The sequence below is a fragment of the Isoptericola sp. NPDC057191 genome (genome assembly GCF_042670225.1).
Classification (GTDB): Bacteria; Actinomycetota; Actinomycetes; order Actinomycetales; family Cellulomonadaceae; genus Isoptericola.
The window spans coordinates 14,805-40,383 of sequence record NZ_JBHUWC010000016.1 but is presented as its reverse complement, the minus strand read 5'-3'; the positions used below and the strand labels follow the sequence as shown (position 1 = coordinate 40,383).

The 25,579-nt window shown below is 74.3% G+C and carries 17 protein-coding genes and 1 pseudogene; 16 read left to right on the top strand and 2 right to left on the bottom strand.

What is annotated here, in order from left to right; genetic code table 11:
* From ACFT55_RS04600 to ACFT55_RS04550, 11 genes and pseudogenes are all read left to right on the top strand, one after another.
* Positions 1-226, top strand: a pseudogene (locus ACFT55_RS04600) (hypothetical protein); the annotation flags it as partial.
* Positions 219-1,553: an NADH-quinone oxidoreductase subunit NuoF gene (nuoF, locus tag ACFT55_RS04595; protein WP_380241981.1), complete on the top strand. Its 1,335-nt coding sequence runs from the start codon at positions 219-221 to the stop codon at positions 1,551-1,553. The pseudogene ACFT55_RS04600 and the gene nuoF, both read left to right, overlap by 8 nt.
* Complete coding sequence (locus tag ACFT55_RS04590) at positions 1,553-4,234, top strand: NADH-quinone oxidoreductase subunit G (RefSeq protein WP_380241979.1); 2,682 nt, start codon at positions 1,553-1,555, stop codon at positions 4,232-4,234. The genes nuoF and ACFT55_RS04590 overlap by 1 nt, the downstream gene beginning before the upstream one ends.
* Positions 4,231-5,592, top strand: coding sequence for an NADH-quinone oxidoreductase subunit NuoH (gene nuoH, locus ACFT55_RS04585; protein ID WP_380241977.1), 1,362 nt, complete (start codon positions 4,231-4,233; stop codon positions 5,590-5,592). Before ACFT55_RS04590 ends, nuoH begins: the two co-directional genes overlap by 4 nt.
* Positions 5,589-6,374: an NADH-quinone oxidoreductase subunit NuoI gene (nuoI, locus tag ACFT55_RS04580; RefSeq protein ID WP_380241974.1), complete on the top strand. Its 786-nt coding sequence runs from the start codon at positions 5,589-5,591 to the stop codon at positions 6,372-6,374. The genes nuoH and nuoI overlap by 4 nt, the downstream gene beginning before the upstream one ends.
* Complete coding sequence (locus tag ACFT55_RS04575) at positions 6,371-7,267, top strand: NADH-quinone oxidoreductase subunit J (protein ID WP_380241972.1); 897 nt, start codon at positions 6,371-6,373, stop codon at positions 7,265-7,267. Before nuoI ends, ACFT55_RS04575 begins: the two co-directional genes overlap by 4 nt.
* Positions 7,267-7,566 carry an NADH-quinone oxidoreductase subunit NuoK gene (gene nuoK, locus ACFT55_RS04570; protein WP_380241969.1) on the top strand — a complete coding sequence of 100 codons (300 nt, stop codon included), beginning with the start codon at positions 7,267-7,269 and terminating at the stop codon, positions 7,564-7,566. The genes ACFT55_RS04575 and nuoK overlap by 1 nt, the downstream gene beginning before the upstream one ends.
* Before the next feature lie 23 nt (positions 7,567-7,589).
* Positions 7,590-9,521, top strand: a complete 1,932-nt coding sequence (gene nuoL, locus ACFT55_RS04565; protein ID WP_380241967.1) for an NADH-quinone oxidoreductase subunit L — start codon at positions 7,590-7,592, stop codon at positions 9,519-9,521.
* A gap of 72 nt (positions 9,522-9,593) precedes the next feature.
* Positions 9,594-11,228, top strand: coding sequence for an NADH-quinone oxidoreductase subunit M (locus ACFT55_RS04560; protein WP_380241983.1), 1,635 nt, complete (start codon positions 9,594-9,596; stop codon positions 11,226-11,228).
* Positions 11,225-12,976 (top strand): NADH-quinone oxidoreductase subunit NuoN, encoded by a 1,752-nt coding sequence (gene nuoN, locus ACFT55_RS04555; RefSeq protein ID WP_380241965.1) that lies wholly within the window; start codon positions 11,225-11,227, stop codon positions 12,974-12,976. The genes ACFT55_RS04560 and nuoN overlap by 4 nt, the downstream gene beginning before the upstream one ends.
* Before the next feature lie 94 nt (positions 12,977-13,070).
* Positions 13,071-14,126: a polyprenyl synthetase family protein gene (locus ACFT55_RS04550; protein ID WP_380241962.1), complete on the top strand. Its 1,056-nt coding sequence runs from the start codon at positions 13,071-13,073 to the stop codon at positions 14,124-14,126.
* A gap of 71 nt (positions 14,127-14,197) precedes the next feature.
* Here the strand turns inward: ACFT55_RS04550 and ACFT55_RS04545 are convergent, their stop codons facing one another.
* Positions 14,198-14,770, bottom strand: coding sequence for a prepilin peptidase (locus ACFT55_RS04545; protein ID WP_380241960.1), 573 nt, complete (start codon positions 14,768-14,770; stop codon positions 14,198-14,200).
* A gap of 166 nt (positions 14,771-14,936) precedes the next feature.
* Between ACFT55_RS04545 and ACFT55_RS04540 the strand changes: the two genes are divergently transcribed.
* Complete coding sequence (locus ACFT55_RS04540) at positions 14,937-15,665, top strand: hypothetical protein (RefSeq protein WP_380241958.1); 729 nt, start codon at positions 14,937-14,939, stop codon at positions 15,663-15,665.
* Here ACFT55_RS04540 and ACFT55_RS04535 read toward each other — a convergent pair.
* Positions 15,662-16,534 (bottom strand): UbiA family prenyltransferase, encoded by an 873-nt coding sequence (locus ACFT55_RS04535; protein ID WP_380241956.1) that lies wholly within the window; start codon positions 16,532-16,534, stop codon positions 15,662-15,664. The genes ACFT55_RS04540 and ACFT55_RS04535 overlap by 4 nt on opposite strands.
* A gap of 152 nt (positions 16,535-16,686) precedes the next feature.
* Here ACFT55_RS04535 and ACFT55_RS04530 point away from each other — a divergent pair, with 152 nt between their 5' ends.
* The 4 genes from ACFT55_RS04530 to ACFT55_RS04515 all read left to right on the top strand — a co-directional run bounded on the left by ACFT55_RS04530 (position 16,687) and on the right by ACFT55_RS04515 (position 25,532).
* Positions 16,687-17,763, top strand: coding sequence for a type III polyketide synthase (locus ACFT55_RS04530; RefSeq protein ID WP_380241954.1), 1,077 nt, complete (start codon positions 16,687-16,689; stop codon positions 17,761-17,763).
* The gene (locus ACFT55_RS04525; protein ID WP_380241952.1) at positions 17,760-18,293 is read left to right on the top strand and encodes an isoprenylcysteine carboxyl methyltransferase family protein; all 534 of its coding nucleotides are present in this window, start codon (positions 17,760-17,762) and stop codon (positions 18,291-18,293) included. The genes ACFT55_RS04530 and ACFT55_RS04525 overlap by 4 nt, the downstream gene beginning before the upstream one ends.
* Entirely contained in the window at positions 18,290-19,318 is a 1,029-nt protein-coding gene (locus ACFT55_RS04520) for an NAD(P)/FAD-dependent oxidoreductase (RefSeq protein WP_380241950.1), read from the top strand. The genes ACFT55_RS04525 and ACFT55_RS04520 overlap by 4 nt, the downstream gene beginning before the upstream one ends.
* Positions 19,319-19,502: 184 nt before the next feature.
* Entirely contained in the window at positions 19,503-25,532 is a 6,030-nt protein-coding gene (locus ACFT55_RS04515; protein ID WP_380241947.1) for an Ig-like domain-containing protein, read from the top strand.
* Positions 25,533-25,579 lie beyond the last annotated feature (47 nt).

Genomic DNA, 25,579 nt, shown 5'->3' with positions numbered 1-25,579 from the left:
CCCTCCCTCGGCTCCCGCCAGGCCCGACCAGCCCGGCGACGAGGAATCCCCCGCCCCCTCCTCGGCCTCTGCGGGCTCCGATGCCGACGTCCCGCCCGAGACCGGCGGGGAGCAGTCGTCGGCCGAGCGGCCGGCGACGGCGCCGGGGGACGAGAGCCCGGGGCGGTCGCCGTCGGGCGGCGACGCGAAGCCCGAGCCCGAGAAGGAGGGCCGCGGAGATGACTGACCTGATGCCGGTGCTCACGGACACGTGGGACGCGGACCGCTCGTGGAAGCTCGCCGCCTACGAGGCGGCGGGCGGGTACGCCGGGCTGCGCAAGGCCCTGACGATGGAGCCGGGCGACATCGTGCAGACCGTCAAGGACTCCGGGCTGCGCGGGCGAGGCGGCGCCGGGTTCCCCACGGGCATGAAGTGGGGCTTCCTGCCCCCGCCCGACGGCGGGCCGCGCTACCTCGTGGTCAACGCGGACGAGTCGGAGCCGGGCACCTGCAAGGACATCCCGCTGATGCTGGCGAGCCCGCAGCACCTCGTGGAGGGCATCGCGATCACGAGCTACGCGATCGGCTGCGACCACGCCTTCGTGTACGTGCGGGGCGAGGTGCTGCACGTGTACCGGCGGCTGCTCGCCGCGGTGCAGGAGGCCTACGACGCCGGGTTCCTCGGCAAGGACGTGCTCGGCTCCGGCTTCGACCTGGACGTCACCGTGCACGCCGGGGCCGGCGCCTACATCTGCGGCGAGGAGACGGCGCTGCTCGACTCCCTCGAGGGCAAGCGCGGCCAGCCGCGGCTGAAGCCGCCGTTCCCCGCCGTCGCGGGCCTGTACGCGCGGCCCACCGTGGTGAACAACGTCGAGTCCGTCGCGTCGGTCCCCGGCATCGTGGCTCGCGGGTCCGACTGGTTCGCCGGGATGGGCACGGAGAAGTCGCAGGGGCACGGGCTGTTCTCGCTGTCCGGCCACGTCACCCGCCCGGGGCAGTACGAGGCGCCGCTCGGCATCACCCTGCGCGAGCTGCTCGACCTCGCCGGCGGGATGCGGGCCGGGCACCAGCTGAAGTTCTGGACGCCCGGCGGCTCGTCGACGCCCCTGTTCACGGCGGACCACCTCGACACCCCGCTCGACTACGAGTCGGTCGCGGCGGCCGGCTCGATGCTCGGCACGCGCGCGCTGCAGCTCTTCGACGAGACGACGTGCGTGGTCCGGGCGGTCAGCCGCTGGACGGACTTTTACGCGCACGAGTCGTGCGGCAAGTGCACACCGTGCCGCGAGGGCACGTACTGGCTCAAGCAGGTGCTGCACCGCATCGAGGCGGGCCGCGGCGAGGAGCGCGACGTCGACCTGCTGCTCGACCTGTGCGACAACATCCTCGGCCGCGCGTTCTGCGCGCTCGGCGACGGCGCGACGTCGCCCGTGACGTCGAGCATCCAGCTGTTCCGCGACGAGTACCAGGCGCACATCGACTCCCACGGGTGCCCGTTCGACCCGCGCGCGAGCGCCCTGTTCCCCTACACCCCCAAGCAGGCGCCGGCGCTCGCCGGGGCGGGAGGTCACTGATGACGGCGACCGTCGACAACACCGGCGCGGCGGGCGGCGGCCCGGTCGAGCGACCCGTGGAGACCGTCACGCTCACCATCGACGAGGTCGAGGTGACCGTGCCGAAGGGCACGCTCATCATCCGCGCCGCGGAGCAGGTGGGCATCCAGGTCCCGCGGTTCTGCGACCACCCGCTCCTGGAGCCGGCCGGCGCGTGCCGCCAGTGCCTCGTCGAGGTCGCGATGCCCGACCGCGAGGGCAACGTGCGGCCCATGCCGAAGCCGCAGGCCTCCTGCACGATGACGGTGACGCCCGGCATGGTCGTCAAGACGCAGCGCACCTCCGCCGTGGCCGACAAGGCGCAGCACGGGGTCATGGAGCTGCTGCTCATGAACCACCCCCTGGACTGCCCGGTGTGCGACAAGGGCGGGGAGTGCCCCCTGCAGAACCAGGCGATGAGCAACGGCCGCGCCGAGACGCGGTTCGAGGACGTCAAGCGCACCTTCCCCAAGCCCATCGCGGTCTCCACCGAGATCCTGCTCGACCGCGAGCGGTGCGTGCTGTGCCAGCGCTGCACCCGGTTCAGCGACGAGATCGCGGGCGACGCGTTCATCGCGCTGCAGGAGCGCGGCGCGCACCAGCAGATCGGCCGCTTCGACGAGACCGTGCTCGACTTCGCGCCGCCGCAGGGCGAGCTCCCCGAGGCCACGTTCGGGTCCGCCGCCGCCACGGCCGGCGGGCAGCCGTTCGCGTCGTACTTCTCCGGCAACACCGTGCAGATCTGCCCCGTGGGTGCGCTCACGGGCGCGGCGTACCGGTTCCGCTCCCGCCCCTTCGACCTCGTCTCGACCCCGGGGATCTCCGAGCACGACTCGTGCGGCTCCGCGATCCGCGTCGACCACCGCCGCGGCGTCGTGCTGCGCCGGCTGTCGGGGGAGGACCCGGCGGTCAACGAGGAGTGGATCACCGACAAGGACCGGTTCGCCTTCACCTGGCAGGCCGCGCCCGACCGCCTCACCACCCCGCTCGTGCGCGACCGGGAGCTCGCGGCCGACGGCCGCGTCGTGTCCCGCGGCGAGCTGCGGCCCGCGTCCTGGGCCGAGGCGCTCGAGCTGGCGGCCGAGGGCCTGGCCGCCGCCCGCGCCGCGGGCGGCGTCGGCGTCCTCCCGGGCGGCCGGCTCACCGTCGAGGACGCCTTCGCCTGGTCGCGGTACGCGCGCACCGTCCTCGGCACGGACGACGTCGACCAGCGGGCCCGCGTGGGCTCCGCCGAGGAGGCGGCGTTCCTCGGCCACGCGGTGGCCGGCACCGGCGTCGGGGTGACCTTCGGCGACGTCGAGGCCGCGCCGGCCGTCCTGCTCGCCGGCCTCGAGGCCGAGGAGGAGGCGGGGATCACGTTCCTGCGGCTGCGCAAGGGCGTGCGCAAGCACGGGACGAAGGTCTGGTCGCTGGCGCCGTTCGCCAGCCGCGGGCTGGCCCGCCTGGACGGCACCCTGCTGCCCGCCGCGCCCGGCACCGAGGCCGAGTGGCTCGGCATCCTCGCCACCCGCGCCGGCGGCGGCCTCGTGCCGGCCGACTCCGACACGGGCAAGACCGGGGAGGCGCTCGGCGCCGTCGCCGACGGGCTCGCCGGACCCGGCGCGCTGATCCTCGTGGGCGAGCGGCTCGCCTCCTCGCCGGGCGCGTACGCGGCGGTGCTGCGGCTCGCCGCCGTCACCGGTGCCCGCCTCGCGTGGATCCCGCGGCGCGCGGGGGAGCGCGGCGGCCTCGAGGCCGGCCTCCTGCCCGGCCTGCTGCCCGGTGGGCGGCCCCTGACCGACCCCGCCGCCCGCGCCGAGGTCGCCGCCGCGTGGGGCGTCGGAACCGACGCCCTGCCCGCCGCCCCCGGCCGGGACGCCGCGGAGATCCTCGACGCCCTGTCCGTCGGACAGCTCGGCGGCGTCCTGGTCGGCGGCGTGGAGCTGGCCGACCTCCCCGACCCCGCGCACGCCCGCACGGCGCTCGCGGCCGCGGGCTTCGTCGTCTCGCTCGAGGTGCGCACGTCCGAGGTCACGCGGCTTGCGGACGTCGTCCTGCCGGTCGCCCCGCCGGCCGAACGAGCCGGCTCCTACTGGAACTGGGAAGGGCGCGTCCGCGCGTTCGGCGCGGCGCTGGAGAGCGCCGCGCTGCCCGACCACCGGGTGCTCGACGCGCTCGCCACCCACGCGGGCATCACCCTCGGCGCCGCCATGCCGCTCGACGCGCACCGGGCGATCGCGGCCCTGCCCGCCTGGGGCGGGGCCCGGGTGCCCGCCCCCGAGGGCGAGCCCGTCGAACCTCCGACCGTCCCGCCGGGATCCGCCGTCCTGGCCAGCTGGCACCTGCTGCTCGACGACGGCGCCCTGCAGGACGGCGAGCAGTTCCTCGCCGGCACGGCCAAGCGGCCCGTGGCACGGATGTCCGCCGCGACGGCCGCCGCCGTCGACGTGTACGACGGCGACCGCGTGACGGTCGCGACCGACCGGGGCGAGATCACCGTCCCGGTCGCGATCACCGACATGGTCGACCACGTCGTGTGGCTCCCGCTCGCGTCGCGCGGCTGCCGCGTGCACGACGCGCTCGGCGCCGCACCCGGCGACCTCGTCCGCATCGGGCCGCCCGTCGAGACCGTCGGCGCCGGCACGACCGCAGGCACGACCGACGCACAGGGAGGGGCCGCATGATCCCCGGAGTCGCCGCCGACTTCAGCAACGACTGGCTGTGGGTCTCGCTCATCAAGGCCGTGTTCATCGTCGTCTTCCTGCTCACGAGCGTGCTGTTCGCGATCTGGTTCGAGCGCAAGGTCGTGGCGCGCATGCAGGTGCGCCCCGGCCCCAACTGGCACGGCCCCTTCGGCCTGCTCCAGTCGCTCGCGGACGCGATGAAGCTGCTGCTCAAGGAGGACGTCAGCGTCACCCGCGCCGACCGGGTCGTCTACCTGCTGGCGCCGATGATCTCCGTGTTCTGCGCGCTGCTGGTCTTCGCGGTCATCCCGTTCGGCCCCGAGGTGACGATCCCGTTCACCGACTACACGACGCCCGCCCAGCTCACCGACTTCCCGGTCGCGATCCTCTACGTGCTCGCGTGCGCGTCGATGGGCGTGTACGGCATCGTGCTCGGCGGCTGGTCCTCCGGGTCCACATACCCGCTGCTCGGCAGCGTGCGCTCCACGGCCCAGGTCATCTCCTACGAGCTGGCGATGGGGCTCTCCCTGGTCAGCGTGTTCATCATGGCCGGGTCGATGTCGACGTCGCAGATCGTCGCGTCGCAGGCCGGCGTCTGGTGGTTCTTGCCGCTGCTGCCCGCCTTCGTCGTCTACGTCATCTCGATGATCGGCGAGACCAACCGCCTCCCGTTCGACCTGCCGGAGGCCGAGGGCGAGCTCGTCTCCGGGTACATGACCGAGTACAGCTCGATGAAGTTCGCCTGGTTCTTCCTGGCGGAGTACATCAACATGCTCAACGTCTCGGCCGTCGCCACCACGCTGTTCCTCGGCGGCTGGCGGGCGCCGTGGCCCCTGTCGGCGGTGGCCGACGGCATGCTCAACACCGGCTGGTGGCCGGTGCTGTGGTTCCTCGCCAAGCTCTGGCTCGTCATGTTCGTGTTCGTCTGGGTGCGCGGCACCCTGCTGCGGCTGCGCTACGACCAGTTCATGTCGTTCGGCTGGAAGGTGCTCATCCCGGTCGCGCTGTGCTGGGTCGTGGTGCTGTCCGTGTTCCAGTACCTCGGCCTCGCGGGCATCACCCGCACCCAGCTCATCACCGGCGTGATCGTCGCCGCCGCGGTCGTCGTCGGGCTGCTCTGGCTGTGGCCCGACCGCAAGGGCGCCACCGCCACGGCCGCCGCGACCGGGTCCTCCGGGCCGCCCGGCGGCGCCCGCCGGACCGGCGGCGACTTCGACGCCTTCGCCGACGGGTTCCCCGTGCCGCCGCTGCCGGGCCAGACCCTGCCCCCGTCGCCCCGTGCGCGCCGGCACGTCCCGCAGGCCGCCGAGGTCCCCGCCGCCGCCTCCGCCGTCGACCGATCCGAGGAGACGCGATGACCGACAAGCCCTACGAGCCGCTGCGCCCGAGCAAGGGGCCGCTGGGCGACCTGTTCGCCCCGGTCGCCGGGTTCGGCGTGACGTTCTCCTCCATGTTCCGGCCCACGGTGACGGAGCAGTACCCCCGCACCAAGACGCCGCCGCAGCGCCGCTACCACGGCCGCCACCAGCTCAACCGGTACGCCGACGGGCTGGAGAAGTGCATCGGCTGCGAGCTGTGCGCCTGGGCCTGCCCCGCAGACGCGATCTACGTGGAGGGCGCGGACAACGCCGACCTGGCCGACGGCGCCCACCTGTCGCCCGGGGAGCGGTACGGCCGCGTCTACCAGATCAACTACCTGCGCTGCATCTTCTGCGGGCTGTGCATCGAGGCGTGCCCCACCCGGGCGCTCACGATGACGAACGACTACGAGCTGGCCGGGCCCGACCGGGCGGGGATGATCTACGAGAAGAAGGACCTGCTCGCCCCGCTCGCCGAGGGCATGCTCGCCGCCCCGCACCCCATGGTCGAGGGCACCACGGACACCGAGTACTACCGCGGCGAGGTCAGCGCGCCCACGGCCGAGCAGGTCGCCTGGGTGCGCGAGCACCGGCCCGACGACCCCTCCCTGGACGCCGCCGCGCGCGTCGTCCACGGGGACGCGCCGCCCCCCACGCCGCGCCGGCACCGTCTGCGCGGCAGCGCGACCAAGGCGGCCGTCGCGACCCGGCAGGCCGCCGAGGGCGGGCACGTCGGCAACGTCGGCAGCGTCGGCAACGTCGAGAGCGAGGCCCGGTCGTGACCGCGTCGGGCGCGGAGGCCGCGCTGTTCTGGGTGCTCGCGCCGCTCATGGTGCTCGCCGCGCTCGGGCTGCTGTTCGCCCGCAAGGCGGTGCACGCCGCGGTCTGCGTCATGTTCGTGATGGTCGGTCTGGCCATCCTGTACGTGGCGCAGGAGGCGTCGTTCCTCGGCGTCGTGCAGGTGGTCGTGTACACGGGCGCCGTGATGATGCTCTTCCTGTTCGTGCTCATGCTCGTGGGCGTCGACGCCGCCGACTCGCTCACCGAGACCATCAAGGGTCAGCGCTGGGTGGGCGTCCTGCTCGGACTCGGGCTCGTCGTGGTGCTGCTCGGCGTGCTCGCGCAGGCGAAGTTCCCGCCCGCCGTCGGCCTGGAGACCGCCAACGCGGTCACCAACCCCGTCGCGCTCGCCCGGGTGCTGCTCGGCGACTACGTCCTCGCGATGGAGGTGGTCGGCGTCCTGCTCGTCACCGCGGCGCTCGCGGGCCTCGTGCTCACGCACCGCCGCCGGCTCAGCGTGCGGCCCACCCAGCGGGTGCTGGCCGCCGCGCGGGTCGCCGGCATCGAGCAGGGCCGCACGCTCACCCCCCTGCCCGCGCCCGGCGTGTACGCGCAGAACAACGCGATGGACACGCCGGCGCTCGGGCCGGACGGCGCGCCCCTGCCGCACTCGGTGCCCCGGGTGCTGCGCATCCGCGGCCAGGAGCGGTCCGCCACGGCCGTCCTCGCCGAGGAGGAGACGCTCGTGCCGCGCGACGACCTGCGCCTCATCGGCGTGGGGCCTGCCGGGGACACGACGGTCGAGCAGGCGGGCGACCCCGTGGCGACAGGCACGGCCGACGCCTCGGGCGGACGCCCGGCCGGCGCGGGCGACGAGGACGGGGAGGTGCGCTGATGGAGATCACGAACTACCTGGGGCTGGCCGCGATCCTGTTCGCGATCGGTGCGACGACGGTGCTGCTGCGCCGCAACGCCATCGTCGTGTTCATGGGCGTGGAGCTGATGCTCAACGCCACCAACCTCGCGTTCGTGACGTTCGCGCGCATCCACGGTGACGTGACGGGGCAGGTGCTCGCCTTCTTCGTGATGGTGGTCGCCGCCGCGGAGGTCGTCGTGGGGCTCGCGATCATCATCACGATCTTCCGCTCCCGCCGCTCGGCCTCGGTCGACGACGTCAACCTGCTCCAGAGCTGAAGGGCCCCGGTGACGACGCGATGATGCAGACTCTCTCCCTCGCCCCCTGGCTGGTCGCGACGCCCATGATCGGCGCCCTGGTGCTGCTGGTCGCGGGCCGGCGCACCGACCGGTGGGGGCACTGGCTGGGCGTGCTGGCCAGCGCCGCGACGTTCGTCGTCGGGCTGGTGATGCTCCTCGACATGCTGGGCACCCCCGCGGACCAGCGGGTGGGCACCCAGACCGTGGGCACCTGGATCGACTCCGGCCCGCTGCACGTGGACGTCGGGTTCCAGGTGGACCCGCTGTCGATGACGTTCGTGATGCTCGTGACGTTCGTCGGCACGCTCATCCACGTCTACTCGGTGGCGTACATGGACCACGACGTCGACCGGCGCCGGTTCTTCGGCTACCTCAACCTGTTCGTCGCGGCCATGCTGCTGCTGGTGCTCGCCGACTCCTACCTGCTGCTCTTCGTCGGCTGGGAGGGCGTGGGCCTGGCGTCGTTCCTGCTCATCGGGTTCTGGGACGGCAGGCGCGAGAACGCGGTCGCCGGCAAGAAGGCGTTCGTCATGAACCGCGTGGGCGACATGGGCCTCATCGTCGCGATGATGTTCATGCTCGCGACCTTCGGGGCGGTGGACTTCGCGACGGTGCTGCCGGCGGCGGGCGAGGGCGCGACGGCGGCCGGCCAGGGCGTCATGACGGCGATCGGCCTCATGCTGCTGCTCGCCGCGTGCGGCAAGTCGGCACAGCTGCCGCTGCAGGCGTGGCTCGGGGACGCGATGGCCGGCCCGACGCCGGTGTCCGCGCTCATCCACGCGGCCACGATGGTGACCGCCGGCGTGTACCTGCTGGTGCGCTCCGGCCCGCTGCTCGAGGTCGCCCCCGACGCGCAGCTCGTCATCGCCGTCGTCGGCGCGCTGACCCTGCTGTTCGGCGCGATCGTCGGCTGCGCGAAGGACGACATCAAGAAGGCCCTGGCGGCGTCGACGATGTCGCAGATCGGCTACATGATGCTCGCCGCGGGCCTCGGCCCGGTCGGGTACGCGTTCGCGATCTTCCACCTGCTCACGCACGGCTTCTTCAAGGCGGGGCTGTTCCTCGGTGCCGGCTCCGTGATGCACGCGATGGACGACGACGTGAACATGCGCCGGTTCGGCGGCCTGGGCCGGCTGCTGCCGGTCACCGCGGTCACGATGGGCCTGGGCTGGCTCGCGATCCTCGGCGTGCCGCCGTTCTCCGGCTTCTGGTCGAAGGACAAGATCATCGAGGCGGCGTTCGTCGGCGAGGGCTGGCGGCCGTGGGTGTTCGGCACGGCGGCGCTGCTCGGCGCGGGCATCACCGCGTACTACATGTCGCGGCTGGTCTTCATGACGTTCCTGGGCCGCCGGCGCTGGGACGACGGCCGTGACGGGGCGGCGGACGACGGCCGGCCGGTGCGTCACCCGCACGAGGCCCCGGCGCTCATGACCTGGCCGATGATCGTGCTGGCCGTGGGGTCCGTGGCCCTCGGCGGGATCCTGGCGCTGGGGAACCGGTTCGTCACCTGGCTGGAGCCGGTGACCGGGCACGCCGAGCACCACGAGCCCGTCCTGCCGGTCTGGCTGCTCGTGACGGTCACGCTGCTGCTCGTGGCGCTCGGCATCGTGCTGGCGTGGCGCCAGTACGTCGTCGCCGCGGTGCCGGTGGACCCGCCGCGGGCCTCCGCCCTCGTGCGCGCCGCTCGCGTCGACCTGCACCAGGACGACGTCAACGAGTCCCTGGTCATGCTGCCGGGCCAGTACCTGACGCGGTCGCTCGTCTACACGGACCGCGCGGCGGTGGACGGCGGCTGGCTCGGGATGGCCGGCGGGATCGGGCGGCTCGGCGCGAGGCTGCGCCGGATGCAGAACGGCTACGTGCGCTCGTACGCCGCCACGATGCTCGGCGGCCTCGGGGTCGTGGGCGTCGTCGTGTGGGCGCTGGCGAGCTGACGGGGCCCCGCTGATGACGCCGATGACCCGGACGAAGGAAGGATGACGATGTCCGCAGCAACGTCCACGGCCATGAGCGCAGGGTTCCCCTGGCTGACGGTCCTCATCGTGTGGCCGCTGGTGGCCGCCGCCGCGACGGCGCTCACCGGGGTGGGCCGGGGGCGCCCCGCCGCGGGCGCGGTCACGGGTGGCGGCAGGTTCGGTGCGGGCGCGGCCCGCACGGTCGCGCTCGTCGGGGCGCTCGTCGAGGTGGCGCTGCTGGTGGGGGCGTTCGCCGCCTTCGACACCGGCGACGCCGGGGCCCACCAGCTCAGCGAGACGCACTCGTGGATCCCGGCGCTGGGCGCCAGCTACGCGGTCGGGGTGGACGGCGTCGGCCTGCTGCTCGTCGCGCTGTCGGTGGGTCTCGTGCCGCTGGTGATCCTCGCCGCGTGGCGCGAGCAGGGCGGCGACACCGTGCGGCTGCGGCGCTACCTCGCCACCGTGCTGGTGCTCGAGGCGTTCATGGTGACCGTCTTCGCGGCGCGCGACGTGTTCCTGTTCTACGTGGTGTTCGAGGCGATGCTGATCCCCGCGTACTTCCTCGTCGGCGGGTTCGGGCAGGGCCCGCAGCGTCGGTACGCGGCCGTGAAGTTCCTGCTGTTCTCGCTCGCGGGCGGCCTGGTCATGCTGGTGGGCGTCATCGCGCTCTACCTGCAGGTGCCGGCGGGGGAGCGCGGACCGGAGACGTTCCTCACCGACAACCTCACGGGGCTGGCGCTCGACCCGACCACCGAGAAGCTCATGTTCTGCGCCTTCTTCCTCGCGTTCGCGATCAAGGCGCCGATGTTCCCCGTGCACTCGTGGCTGCCCGACGTGACGCAGCACGCCACGCCCGGCACCTCGACGCTGCTCATCTGCGTGCTGGACAAGGTGGGCACCTTCGGGATGCTCACGCTGTGCCTGCCGCTGTTCCCCGAGGCCAGCCGCTGGGCGGCGCCGTTCGTCGTCGTGCTGGCGGTGATCTCGATCCTGTACGGGGCGATCCTCGCCATCGGGCAGAGCGACGTGCTGCGCCTCATCGGGTACACGTCGGTGTCCCACTTCGGGTTCATCATCCTGGGCATCTTCACGTTCACGTCGCTGGGCACCGCCGGCTCGAGCCTCATGATGCTCAACCACGGCATCTCGACCGGGGCGCTGTTCCTGGTCGCCGGGTTCGCGATCGCCCGGCACCCGCGCCAGAGCCAGCTCATCGCCGACTACGGCGGCCTGCGCCGGGTGGCGCCGATCCTGGGCGGCACCTTCCTCGTGGCCGGCCTGTCGGCCGCGTCGCTGCCCGGCCTCGCGACGTTCGTCTCCGAGATCATGGTGTTCCTCGGCTCGTACTCCCGCTGGCCCGCGGCCGTGCTCGTGGCCGTGCCCGCCGTCGTCCTCGCCGCGGTGTACGTGCTGCTCACCTACCAGCGGATGTTCACCGGCGCGACGACGCCCGAGCTCGTCGGCGCGCGGGACCTCGACGGCCGGGAGAAGACGGTCGCCGGCGTGCTCGTCGGCGCGCTGCTGGTGCTCGGCCTCGTGCCCGGCCCGGTGCTCGACTACGTCCGCGCCCCCGGGGAGGTCGCCGTCGAGCAGGTGGGGGAGACCGACCCGCCGCCCGTCCTCTCGTCGTCGGCCGCCGACGCCGCGCCCGGCCCGTCCGCCTCCGTCGAGGGGAGCCTGCTGTGAACGACTTCGTCCCTCCGCCCGTCGACTGGGCGGCCGTGTCCCCGGTGCTGATCGTGCTCGGCGCCGGCGTGCTCGGCGTCCTGCTGGAGGCGTTCGTCCCGGCCCGGGCGCGCCGCGTCACGCAGCTGTCCCTGGCCCTCGTGGCCCTCGCCGGGTCGCTCGTGGCGATCGGGCTCCTGTGGGACCGGGTGCAGGACGGCGCGGTGTCGGTGGTCGGCGGGTCGTACCTGCTGACCCCCTTCGGCCTCGGCGTGCAGGCCGTCGTGGCCGTGTGCGCCCTCCTGGGCGTGCTCGTCGTCGCGGAGCGCACGACCACCGGCCAGGACGCGTTCGCGCCCGCGGCCGCCGCCGTGCCTGGTACCGCGTACGAGGACGAGACCCGCCGGGCGGGCCTGCAGCAGACCGAGATCTACCCGCTGCTGCTGTTCTCGACCGGGGGCATGCTGCTGTTCCCCGCCACGGACGACCTCATTGTCATGTTCGTGGCGCTCGAGGTGCTCTCGCTGCCCCTGTACGTGCTGTGCGCGACGGCCCGCCGCCGGCGCCTGCTCAGCCAGGAGGCGGCGTTCAAGTACTTCGTGCTGGGCGCGTTCGCCTCCGCGTTGTTCATCTTCGGCGTGGCGCTGGTCTACGGCTTCGCGGGCACCGTCCGCCTGCAGGAGGTCGTCGCGGTGCTGGCCGACCCGTCGACCTCGCCGCTCGGCACCATGCCGGCGCTCGTGGTGGTGGGTCTGCTGCTCGTGCTCAGCGGCCTGCTGTTCAAGATCGGGGCGGCGCCGTTCCACGCCTGGACGCCCGACGTGTACCAGGGGGCGCCCACCCCGATCACCGGGTTCATGGCCGCGTGCACGAAGGCCGCCGCGGTCGGGGCGCTGGTGCGGGTGCTGTTCACCCTGGCGAACGGTCTGACCCCGTCGATCCGCCACGACCTGGAGGTCGCGCTGTGGGCCGTCGCGATCCTCACGATGCTGGTCGGCACCGTCGCCGGTGCCGTGCAGACCGACGTCAAGCGGCTGCTGGCGTACTCGGCGATCGCGCACGCCGGGTTCCTCCTGGTGGGCGTGGTCGGGATGGACGAGACCGGGTCCCAGGCGGTGCTCTTCTACCTCCTCGCGTACGGGCTGGCGTCGATCGGGGCGTTCGCCGTCGTCACGCTGGTGCGGGAGCGCACGGTGTCGGGGGACGACGTTCCCGGTGACGGGCCGGTCGCGGACGACGGCGTGGTGCTCGGCGAGGCCACCCGCCTCGCGCAGTGGGCGGGGCTGGGGCAGAAGGCGCCGTGGCTCACCGCCGCGTTCTCGCTGTTCCTCCTCTCGATGGCGGGCATCCCGCTCACCGCGGGCTTCGTGGCGAAGTTCGGCGTGTTCTCCGCCGCCGTCGAGGCGGGGGCGTGGCCGCTGGCGCTGCTCGGCGTCCTCGCGTCCGCGGTGTCCGTCTTCTTCTACGTCCGCGTCATCGTCCTCATGGTGCTGACCCCGGCGCCGGGGCACGACGCAGCACCGGCTGCCGGGTCCGGCGCGCCCGCCGGGTCGCCGGCAGAGCGGGGCGAGGGCACGACGGGAGGCACGGCGACCCTGACGGGGGCGGCCACCCGCACGCTGGTCTCGCGCACGGTGGTGACGGTGGTCGGGTCGCGCGGCCCGGCGGCGTTCGCGATCGCGGTCTGCGCGGTGGGCGTGCTGCTGCTCGGCATCCTGCCCGCGGGCGCCCTGGACCTCGCCGCGCAGGCGGCGCAGTTCCGCCCGTGACGGGCGCGGCGGCGGGGCGGGCGTGAGCGAACCGACGCGGTCCGCGGGCGGTTTCGGTGCAGTGTTCAGCGCCGGGGACGGATAGGTTCGGACAGTGACTCGCGCACCTTCCGCACCGGCCCCCCGGCCGGGGCACACGCCGCCCTCGCCGCCGACGGCGATCCCGCTGTCCGACCCCGCGCTCGCCGAACGGCTCGCGGAGCGCATGGTGCAGGTCGACGCGGCCCTGGACGCGGCCGTGGCCTCGGCGGACGCCCTGGCCGACGACGCGTCGCGCCACCTGGTCGCGGCGGGCGGCAAGCGGTTCCGGCCGCTGCTGACGTTGCTCGCGGGCGAGCTCGGTGACGGGTCGCGCCCCGAGCTGGTCGACGCGGCGGTCGTCGTGGAGCTCACGCAGGTGGCGTCGCTCTACCACGACGACGTCATGGACTCCGCCCCGGTGCGCCGCGGTGCACCGTCCGCGCACACGGTGTGGGGCAACTCCGTCGCGATCCTCGTGGGCGACCTGCTGTTCGCGCGGGCCTCGGCGCTCGTGGCCGGCCTCGGTCCCGAGGCCGTGGTGCTGCAGTCGCGCACGTTCGAGCGGATGTGCCTCGGCCAGCTGCACGAGACCCTCGGCCCCCGCGACGGCGAGGACCCGGTGGAGCACTACCTGCAGGTGCTCAGCGACAAGACGGCGTCGCTGCTCGCGACGTCGGCGCGGCTCGGCGCGATGTTCGGCGGCTGCGCCCCCGAGGTCGTGGACGCGGTCACCGCCTACGGCGAGAAGGTGGGCGTCGCGTTCCAGCTCGCCGACGACGTGCTCGACATCTCCTCGACCGGTGACGAGTCCGGCAAGACGCCCGGCACCGACCTGCGCGAGCACGTCCCGACGATGCCGGTGCTGCTGCTGCGGCAGCGCGTCGCGCGCGGCGAGGGCACGGAGCAGGACGCCGCGCTCGTCGCCCGGCTCGACGGGGACCTGTCGGACGACGCCGTGCTGGCCGCCGTCGTCGCCGACCTGCGCGCCCACGACGTGCTGGCCGAGACCCGTGCCCTGGCGGCCCGCGGCGCACGCGAGGCCGCGGCCGAGCTGGCGCCCCTGCCCGACGGGCCTGTCCGGCAGGCGCTCGCCGACCTCGCCGAGACCCTCGCGGACCGCACCGTCTAGCTCGCGGGCCCGTCACGGAGCGCTTCCTGCGCTCCTGCGCGGGGACGAGGAGGAACCGCTACGTCGATCCCTCAGAGCCGGGCGACCGTGAGCGCCAGCGCCGCGCCCACGAGCATGTACGGCCCGAAGGCCATCGCCGTGCCGCGCCCCGCCCGACGGGTGACGAGGAGGACGAGGGCGACCACGCCGCCGAGCAGGAACGGCAGCACCAGGCCCGCCCACAGCACGGGCCACCCGGCCCAGGCGGTCACCAGGCCGAGCAGGACGGCGAGCTTGACGTCCCCGCGGCCCAGCCCGGCCGGGTTGACGAGGTGCAGCACCAGGTACGCGCCGCCGAGGACGACGGCTCCGAGCCCGGCGCGCAGCGCGGCGTCCCAGGCCCCCGTCGCGGCGGCCGCGAGCAGGAGCAGGGCCGCCGTGGCCGCGGTCGCGGGGTAGGTGAGGGCGTTCGGGAGCCGGTGGGTGCGGGCGTCGACGACGCCGAGCGCGGCACCGGCGGCGGCAGCGACCACCAGGGCCGGCGAGGACCAGCCCGGCCCGCTCACCCAGAGCGCCCAGGCGACCGCGACCACCACGGCCACCGCGACCCAGCGCCGGTACGGCGCGATCTCGTCGCGGGCGCGCTGGTAGACCGAGGACACCATCGGATGCTATGCGACGCCTGCGGGGACCGCGGCCGGTCACCCACAGCCCCCTGCACCCCGGGCGGCGCGCGGTCGGGGTGGTGCGAGCTCGGCCACCGGTCCTTCGCGCGCGGCTTCACCCGCGGTGACCGTTGACGGTGGAAACCGCGAGCCGTACGTTCCACCCATGTCGCGCGACGGGGCGGGTGGCCGGAGGCAGGGCGGGCATCCGCTCCTCCGGCTCGGTCGGGTGCCCGTGCGGCGCGCGGTGGTGCTCGGCGCCGTCGGTGCCGTGCTCGTCCTCGGGGCGGGGGGTTGCTCGAGCGACGGCCCACCGGAACCTGACGGGAGCGGGCTGCTGCAGACGGGGTACGTCGGCTCCGGGACGATCTCGCTCCGCCCGCCGAACGACCTGCGCCCCGGAGAGCGATGGAGCGGGACGTTCGGCAGCATCCTCCCGTGCGAGGCGCAGGACGTCGGACCGCTCCGGATCACCGGGCTGACGTTCGGCGACCGCTCCGGCCCCCGCCCCGTGTCGGCGGTGGCGTACGTGCGGACCTTCGACTCGTCGACGGACACACCGATCGGCAGCATGCTGGGAGACGCCAGGGACCCGCAGGTCGACATGGGGTCCCTGCGCCTGCACGAGGGCGTGGAGGGGCACGAGGTCGACGTCGGCTGCTCCGACCTGCTCGGCTACGACGGCCGGCCGACGGACGAGATCCTCGTCAGCCTCACCGCGGACGCACGCGGCGCCCACGTGGGTGGCCTGACCCTGACCTACGTCACGCAGGACGGCGACGAGCACGCTGTCCAGGCCGATTGGGACCTCTACCTGTGCGGGTCCCAGGTACCCGAGGAGAGGTGCGGCATGGCCGACAGCCCTCCGGACGCCGATCCCGGGGCGGCGGGCTAGCCGTACTGACCCGGCAGGACGGCGACCGCGTCGCCCGCGAGCACGAGCTGCGCGACGCACACCGCGGCCACCGCCATGCTCAGCAGGAACGGCGCCCGGCTGTGCGGCCGCCGCAGTCCCACCACCCCCGCGGTGGCGGCGAGCACCAGCGACGCCCCGGTCAGCACGGCAGAGGGCGCGGCGGGCGGACCCGGCGGTCCGAGGAGGGTCACCACGCCGCCCGTCGCCAGCACCACGGGCGCCAGCACGCTCGACGCCCGCCGCCCCAGCCGGTGCGGCAGCCCGCGGACGCCGGTGGCACGGTCGTCCTCGAGGTCGGGCAGCACGTTCGCCACGTGCGCGCCCACGCCGAGCAGGGCAGCCGCCGCGACCGTCCATCCCGCCACGACGCGCCCGTCGAGGCCCGCCGCCACCACGAACGCCGGGAGCAGCCCGAAGCTCACCGCGTAGGGCAGCCACGAGACCGGCGTCGACTTGAGCCAGGCGTTGTACGACCAGGCGCTCCCGACCGCCGCGACGTGCAGCAGGCCCGGCACCACCCCGGTCGCGAACGACAGGACGACGCACACGCCGAGCGCGACGAACGCCCCCGCACGCAGCAGCCGCGGCGTGACCGTGCCGGCCACGGTCGGCTTGTCCTGGCGCCGCACCAGGCCGTCCCGGGCGGCGTCCAGCCAGTCGTTGCTCCACCCCACCGAGAGCTGGCCGGCCGCGACCGCCGCGGTGACGAGCACCGTCCGCCCGGCCGGGAGCCCCACGCCGAGGGCGAAGACGAGGGCGAGCGCGGTGACGACGGCCGCCGGAGCCGGGTGCGTGGCCGCGAGCATGCCCCGCACCCGCGTCGTCGTGCCCGCCGCGTCGCCGCCCATGACCCGGAAACTACCGCTCCCCGGCCGCCCCCATCTCGCCGAACAGGTGGTTGTTCACGTTCTGAGCTGTGAAAGGGGGCGTAACCACCTGTTCGGCGCGGAAGAAGGGTGGGCAGTGGCCGGGTGACGTGACCGGTGCCACGATGCGAAGCATGTCGCGAGTCCTCGCCGTCGCCCCCGTCCTGCCCGGTCCGGCGCACCCGCAGGAGGAGATCGCCGACGTCGTCGCGCCGCTGCTCGCCCCCGCGGGACCGCGCCGCGAGCTGGCCCGCCGCCTGCACACCGCCTCCGGGGTGCGCACCCGCCACCTCGCGCTCCCGCTGGCCGACTACGCCCACCTGGCGGGCTTCGGGGCCGCCAACGCCCGGTTCGCCCGGGCGGGCACGGACCTCGCCGAGCAGGCGTGCCACGAGGCGCTCGCGGCGGCCGGCCTCGGCCCCGAGGACGTCGACCTGCTCCTCTTCACGACCGTCACCGGCGTCGGCGCGCCGTCGATCGACGCCACCCTGGTGGGGCGGCTGGGGCTGCGCCCGGACGTGCGGCGCATGCCGTCGTTCGGCCTCGGCTGCGCCGGCGGCGCGGCCGGGCTCGCCCACCTGCACGAGTACCTGGTCGGGCACCCGGACCAGGTGGCCCTCCTGGTCTCCGTCGAGCTGTGCTCCCTGACCTTCCAGCGTGACGACCCGTCGACGGCGAACCTCGTGTCGTCCGGACTGTTCGGGGACGGCGCCACCGCGGTGGTGGTGGCCGGGGACGACGTCGCGGCGCCCGCGGGCCGCCCGGTCCCGGAGGTCGTGGGCACGCGGAGCCGGATCTACGCGGGCACCGCGGAGCACCTGGGGTGGGACGTGCGGGACACGGGGTTCGCCATCGTGCTGTCGGCGGAGCTGCCGAGCCTCCTGGGCGCGCACCTCGCGGGAGACGTCAAGGACCTGCTCGCCACCCACGGCCTGGAGCTCGGCGACGTCGGCACCTGGGTGGTGCACGCCGGCGGCCCCAAGATCGTCGACGCCGTGCGCGACGCGCTCGGGCTGGAGGAGGCGGCGCTCGCCCGCACGCGCGCGACGCTGGCCGCGCAGGGCAACCTGTCGTCCTCGTCCGTGCTGCACGTGCTCGCCGCGACGCTCGACGACGGCGCGCCGCCCCCGGGCGGGTGGGCGGTGCTCATGGCCTTCGGGCCGGGGGTCTCGACCGAGCTCGTCCTGCTGCGCGGGCGGGACGACGCGTGACCGCGTCGGTCGCCCTGTACGTCGCCCTGGTCGCGGCGACCGCGCTGGAGCGACTCGCGGAGCTGGTGGTCTCCGCCCGCAACGCCCGCTGGTCGTTCGCGCGCGGGGGAGCGGAGTCGGGGCGCGGCCACTTCCCGGCGATGGTGGCGCTGCACACCGGCCTGCTGGTCGCGTGCGTCGTCGAGGTGGTGGCGCTCGACCGGCCGTTCCTCCCGTGGCTCGGCTGGCCGATGGTCGTGCTCGTCCTGGCGAGCCAGGGCCTGCGGTGGTGGTGCATCACGACCCTGGGCCCTCGGTGGAACACGCGCGTGATCGTCGTCCCCGGTCTCCCGCTGGTGCACGGAGGCCCCTACCGGTGGTTCCGGCACCCGAACTACGTGGCCGTCGTGGTGGAAGGGTTCGCCCTGCCGCTGGTGCACTCGGCGTGGCTCACCGCGGTCGCGTTCACGGTGCTCAACGCGTGGCTGCTGCTCGGGTTCCGCATCCCGAGCGAGGAGCGCGCGCTGCGGCTCGCGGACGGCCCGCGGTGATCGCGGCCGCAGACACCGACGTCCTCGTCGTCGGCGGTGGCCCCGTCGGGCTCGCCGCCGCGATCGAGGCGCGCCGTGACGGCTGGGGGGTCGTGGTGCTCGAACCGCGCGCGGCACCGGTGGACAAGGCCTGCGGCGAGGGCCTCATGCCCGGCACGCTCGCCGCGGTGCGGCGCCTCGGCGTCGACCCGGAGGGCCGGCCGCTCGCGGGGATCTCGTACCGGCAGGGCGGTGTCGTCGCGGACCACCGGTTCGACCGGGGCGTGGGGCGGGGGGTGCGCCGCACGGTGCTCCAGGGCGCCCTGCACGAGGCGGCGACCGCCGCGGGCGCCGTCGTCCTGCCGCGCCGGGTCGGCGGCGTGCTGCAGGACGGGACGTCGGTGGTGGCCGCCGGCGTGCGGGCACGCTGGCTGCTGGCGTGCGACGGCCTGCACTCGCGCGTGCGGCGCGAGGTGGGGCTGGAGACGCCGCCGCGGCGAGGGGGCCGGCGGTTCGGGCTGCGCCGGCACTACCGGGTGCCGCCGTGGACGGACCTCGTCGAGGTGCACTGGGGCCCGCACGTCGAGGCGTACGTGACCCCGGTGGCCGACGACGTCGTCGGGGTGGCGCTGCTGGGCCCGGCGGGTGTGGACTTCGACGCCGAGCTCGCGACCCTGCCGGAGCTGGCCGCGCGGCTGGAGGGTGCCGTCCCCGACGGTCCCCTGCGCGGAGCCGGCCCGCTGCGGGTCCGCACCCGGGCCCGCACGGCGGGCCGGGTCCGCCTGGTGGGCGACGCCTCGGGGTACGTGGACGCGCTGACGGGCGAGGGGCTGCGGGTGGGGCTCGCGCAGGCGCGTGCCGCCGTCGAGCACCTCGACCGCCCTGCCGCGTACGAGCGCGCCTGGGCAGCCGCGACCCGGGACTACCGGGTGCTGACCACGGGGCTCGTCGCCGCCGCGCGCTCGCCGCTGCGCCGGGGCGTGGTCCCGGCCGCGGCGCGCCTGCCCCGGCTGTACGGGACGGTCGTGGAGCGGCTGGCCCGCTGAACGCCCGCCCACGACGAGGGCGGGCGGGCGCACGGTGGGGACCTCTCCCCATGCCCGAGGGGCGGGAACCGTTGCCGGGAGCGGGTGAACTCTGGCTATCCTGGCGGCGCGATCGCCTCGGGCCGACGTCGGCCCGGGCAGGGGAGCAAGGGCCCCGTCGTCGTCCACCAGGGGAGTCTTGAGCGTGTTCACGCGTCTACGCGGCAACCGCCGTGCGTCCGTGTCGACGGCGGTGGTGCTGGCGGTCTCCGCGGGCATGGTCACGGCGGCGGTCCTGTACGACGGTCAGGCGACGGCGGACGTCGACCTCGACGACTCGGGCGTCTGGGTGACGAACCAGGCCTCGGGGCTGGTGGGCCGGTTCAACACCGCGGCGAAGGCGCTGGACGGCACGATGCTCGCCGGCAGCTCCGCCTTCGACGTCGACCAGCAGGCGGGCGAGGTCCTCGTGGCCGACCAGGGCTCCAACGCGGGCAGCGTCGTCGACGTCGCGCGGCTCAAGTTCGGGTCCACCACCAAGCTGCCCGCGGGGGCCGAGTCGTCCCTGGGCGGCGGGCGCGTCGCCGTGGTGGACGACGAGTCGGGCTCCCTGTGGGTCACGACCGTCGACCGCTTCGCCGGCCTGGACACGACGAAGACGGACCCGACGGCGGAGCTCGACGGGTCGGCGACGGCCGTCGTGTCGCAGGCGGGCACCACCTACGCCGTCGTGCCCGCCCGGGACGTGCTCTGGACGGTGGCCCCCGGCGAGCAGCCGCGGACCACCGAGCTCGGGATGCTGTCGGAGGGCGACGACGTCGCGCTCACGACGGTGGGCGACGACGTGGTGTTGCTGGACCGCACGACCGGCGAGCTGCGGCTGCCGGGGGGCGACACGGTCACCGTCGAGGACGCGCAGGACGCGGCGCTGCAGCAGCCGGGCGAGAAGTCTGCGACGGTCGCCTACGCGACGTCGGGCGCCCTGGTGCAGCAGCCGCTGGGAGGCGGCGCGGCGACGCAGCGGCAGGCCTCCGGCTCGCCGGCGCAGCCGGTGCAGCTCGGCGGCTGCCTGTACGGCGCGTGGTCGGGGTCGGGGCAGATCGTGCGGGACTGCGAGGGCACCGATCGCGACCTCGACCAGGTGCTCGAGGGCATCGACCAGACCACCGTCCTGGAGTACCGGGTCAACCGCGACAACGTGGTGCTCAACGACCTCACGGCGGGCACCCTGTGGATGGCCCTGGACGAGTACGAGAAGGTCGACGACTGGGACATCAAGCTCCCGGAGCAGGCCGAGGGGTCCGACGAGGACGCCGAGGACGCCAAGCCCGAGCTGGTCGACACCACCGTCCTCGACCGCAAGAAGGAGGACCCGCCGGTCGCCAAGGACGACGACTTCGGGGTCCGGCCGGGCCGTGCCACGGTCCTCGACGTCCTGTCGAACGACCTGGACCCGGACGGCGACGTGATGACCGCGTCCCTCGTCGGCGACCAGCCGGACGGCGTGCGCGTGGAGCGCGTCATGGGCGGCAAGGCGCTGCAGGCGGTCGTGCCGGACGACGCGTCGGGCTCGACGAGGTTCACGTACGAGGCGGCGGACGGCCGGGGCGGGACCGACGAGGCGACCGTGCGGCTGCGGGTGGTCCCGGAGAACGAGAACTCCGCACCGGAGCAGGACGGGTCTCCCGTGCTCCGGGTGGAGCAGGGCAAGTCGGCGTCGACCAAGGTGCTGCCGTACTTCAGCGACCCGGACGGCGACGACGTCATCCTCCTCACGGCGTCCCCGACGGTGCAGGGCGACGAGGTGCGCGCGTACCCCGACGGGACGGTCGAGTTCCGCGACGGCGGCACCTCCACCGGCCGCAAGAAGGTCAAGCTCACGGTCGGCGACGGTCGGGGCGAGGTCGTCGAGGGCACGCTCGACGTCGACGTGCTCGGCGACGGCAACGCGCCGCCGGTGGCGGTCGGCGACCACGTCGTGGTGACGGCCGGGCAGCCGGTGACGGTCGAGCCGCTCAAGAACGACTCGGACCCCAACGGCGACGAGCTGCGGCTGGCCCGGGTGGCCGACGCCGCGCCCGCCGAGATCACGCCGAACTACGACGCGGGCACGTTCACGTTCCTGGCGCAGGAGCCGAAGTCCTACGACGTGCTGTACCAGGTGACGGACGGGCCGGAGTCCACCACCGGCGTGGTGCGGGTCGACGTCCGGGACCCGGACGCGGCGCAGGGCGCGCCCGTGGTGGTCGCCGACACCGCGCTGCTGCCGGCGGGCGGCTCGACGCTCGTGGACGTCCTCGCCAACGACACGGACCCGGCGGGCGGGGTCCTCGTGGTCCAATCGGTGGAGGTGCCCGACGGCGCGGGGGTGAGCGTCGCGGTGCTGAGCCACCAGATGCTGCGCATCACCGAGACCCGCCGCATCTCCGAGGTCGTGACGCTGCGCTACACCGTCTCCAACGGCACCGAGACCTCGACCGGGCAGGTGCGCGTGCTGCCGGTGCCGCCGCCGGACCGCCTGCAGCCGCCGAGCGCGGCGCCGGACGAGGTCACGGTCCGGGTCGGGGACTACGTGAACATCGACGTCCTCGCCAACGACACCCACCCGGACGGCCTGGAGCTCACGCTGGCCGACGACCTGGAGCAGTCGGTGGACCCCGCCCAGGGCGAGCTGTTCGTCTCCGAGGACCGCCTCCGGTTCCGCGCCGGCTCGAAGCCCGGCACGGCGTACGCCATCTACAAGGTGCGCGACCCGAACGGCCAGGAGGACTCCGCCCAGGTCACGATCCACATCCGTGGCGGCAAGGACAACGCCGCGCCGCTGCCCCGCGACGTGGACGCCCGGGCCCTGTCCGGCGGCACGGTCCGCATCCCGGTGCCGCTGGACGGGATCGACCCCGACGGCGACTCGGTGCAGCTGACGGGCCTGGCCACGGGCCCGACCCAGGGTCGTGCCGACGTGGTGGACGGCTACGTGGACTACGAGGCGAGCAAGAACGCGCGCGGCCTGGACCAGTTCCGCTACACGGTCCAGGACGCGCGGGGCGAGGTGGCCACCGGGGTGATCCGCGTGGGCATCGCGCAGCCGCCCGCGACGAACCAGCCTCCCGTGGCCCAGGACGACGAGGTGACGGTGCGCCCCGACCGCCGGGTGGCGGTGCCGGCGCTGGAGAACGACTCCGACCCCGACGGCGACCAGATCGGCCTGGTCCCGGGGGCGATCCAGGGCGGGGAGGAGCTGCGGGCCAAGGTGTCCCAGGACCGCATCGTGGTGCAGACGCCGGGCAAGGAGGGCACCACGACGTTCTTCTACGCGATCGAGGACACCTACGCCGCCCGGGCGTCGGCGTCGGTGAGCGTGCAGGTCGCCAAGGACGCGCCGCTGCTCGCCCCGATCGCGCGGGACGACTCCGTGGCCGTGGCCGACGTCCTCGGCCGGACGTCGGTGACCGTGCCCGTGCTCGACAACGACGAGGACCCCGACGGCGCCGCCGACGACCTCGCGGTCACGACCGACGCGGTGGGCGTGACCGTGTCGCCGACGGGCGAGCTCGACGTGACGCTCACGGAGCAGCGCCAGGTGATCACGTACACCGTCACGGACATGGACGGGCTCACGGCGCGGGCGTTCGTCGTCGTGCCGGGGCTGGCCGCGGCCGAGCCGATCCTCAAGCCCGGGCAGGCCCCGCTCGAGGTGCTCGCGGGCGAGCCGCTGGACATCGACATCACGGACCACGTGCTCGTCGTGGAGGGGCGCACGCCCCGCCTGACGACCGAGGACGAGGTGACGGCGCTCGAGGGCGGCGTCGAGGTCACCGGCAGGACCACCCTCACGTACACGTCGCACGACGACTACACCGGCCCGGCGGGCGTGACCTTCGAGGTCACCGACGGCGACGGCCCGGACGACCCGGACGGGCACACGGCCGTGCTGACGCTGCCGATCACGGTGCTGCCGCCGGAGAACCTGCCGCCGGAGCCGGGCTCGCCGTCCGCGCAGGTCGCGGCGGGGGAGCAGAGCGCCGTCGACCTCGGGCGGTCCGCGAAGGACCCGGACGGGGACGACCTGCGCTTCGAGCTCGGCAAGCTGCCCGGTGGGCTCGGCGCCACGCTGCAGGGCGGCCGCGTGACGCTGGAGGCGTCGCCGGACGTGCCCAAGGGCACCTCCCTCACGGTCCCGTTCACGGTGACGGACGACGAGCACCCGCCGGTCGACGGCACGCTCGCGGTGGAGGTCGTGGCCTCCACGCGCCCGCTCGCCCGCGCGGTCGACGACGTCGTGCAGGACGCGCACCAGGGCGACCCCGTCTCCGTGCCCGTGCTGGCGAACGACTCCAACCCGTTCGCGGACCGCGGCCCGCTCGAGCTCGTCGGCCAGCCGGTCGTGGAGACAGGCCGGGGCGACGCGACGTCCGACGGCGGCAAGGTGGTCGTCACGCCGAAGGAGGACTTCGTCGGCACGATGGTCGTGCGCTACACGGTGCAGGACGCGACCGAGGACCCCGACCGGGAGGTCGAGGGCCGCGTGACGGTGAACGTCATCGGCGTGCCGGAGGCGCCCTCGAAGCCCGTGGTGGAAGAGGTCCGCTCGCAGACCGTCGTGCTCTCGTGGACGCCGCCGGCGAACAACGGGTCCGAGATCACCGGCTACACGGTGACGTCCGACCACGGCGACACGTTCGACTGCGCCACGACCACTTGCACCCTCGACGGCCTGACCAACAACGTCACCTACACGTTCACCGTGGAGGCGAACAACGAGGTCGGGGCGTCGGACGCCTCGCCGGCGTCCGCCGACGCCCGGCCCGACGAGAAGCCGGACCCGCCGGCCGCGCCCCAGCTGGAGTTCGGCGACGGCTCGCTCACGGTCACCTGGGTGAACGCGTCGTACAGCGACCGGTCGCCCATCCAGTCGGTGGACCTGGAGATCTCGCCCGCCCCCGCGAACGGCGAGACGCAGAAGGTCGGCGTCACCGGCCAGCGCATCGTCTGGGAGGGGCTCTCGAACGGCACCGCCTACAAGGTGCGGATCCGCGCGACCAACCTGGCGCCGGACCCGTCGGAGTGGGGCTCGTGGTCGACGTCGGAGATCCCCGCGGGCAAGCCCGACGCACCCGCGGCCCCCACGGCCACGCGGGTCAGCTCGGAGATCGCCCCCGACGGCGGTCAGGTCGACGTGTCCTGGACGGCGCCGAACGCCAACGGCGACGCCGTGAAGGCGTACACGGTGGACGTCCTCAAGGGCGGGTCCGCGGTCGACAGCCGCACGGTGACGGGCGCGACGTCGACCACGTTCGAGGGCCTCGACACCAAGGCCTCGTACACCTTCACGGTGACCGCGGAGAACAAGGCGGGCAAGGGCGCCACCAGCGCCGCCTCGAACGCCGTCACGCCGTACGGCAAGCCGACGACGCCGGGTACCCCTGGCGCGAGCGTGGGCACGGGGATGAGCGGGCAGGCGGACGTGTCGTGGGGTGCCGCCGACGACAACGGCGCCGCGGTGACGTACACGGTCGCCACGGACCAGGGCAGCAGCACGACGACGACCGCGACGTCGACGCGGTACTCCGGGCTGTCCAACGGCACGGCGTACCGGTTCCGCGTGCAGGCGTGCAACGCGGGCGGCTGCTCCGACTGGACGGCGTACTCGGGCGCGGTGACGCCGTTCGGGCCGGTCCCGACGCCGCAGGTGTCCGCGACCGGCGGCGACCAGAAGGTGTCGTTCAGCTGGTCGACGAGCACCAACGGCCGGCCCATCACGGTCAAGGTCTCGGGCGCGCTGTCGAGCACGGCGAAGTCGGGCAGCCAGACCGTGAGCGCGGGGTACTCCGACACGAAGCAGATCTGTGTGACGGCGACCGACAACGAGGGGCAGTCGGCGCAGAAGTGCGACGCGGCGACGTCCGACGCGAGGCCGCAGCCGACGCTCACGCTGCAGCGCGGCTCGAGCGCGGACGGTGAGACGCAGTACGGCGAGTGCTTCGGTAGCGCCTGCGCGTACCTGCAGGTCACCATCCGCAACTCCACGCCGAACACCACGTTCACGTACAGCTGCATCGCGGACGGCGAGAAGTTCAACACGGCGGGCACCAACTGGAAGCGGGCGGAGCAGACCCGCACCGACGCCAACGGCAACGCCGGACCGCGGGACCTCTGGTGCTACTACGGCCGCGCCGGCGCCAGCGTGAAGGTGACGACCAGCCTCGGCCTGACCAGCAACACCGTCATCTGGTGACCGGGACAAGCACATGACCGGCTCGTGACGTTTGCCCGGCTGCGCCT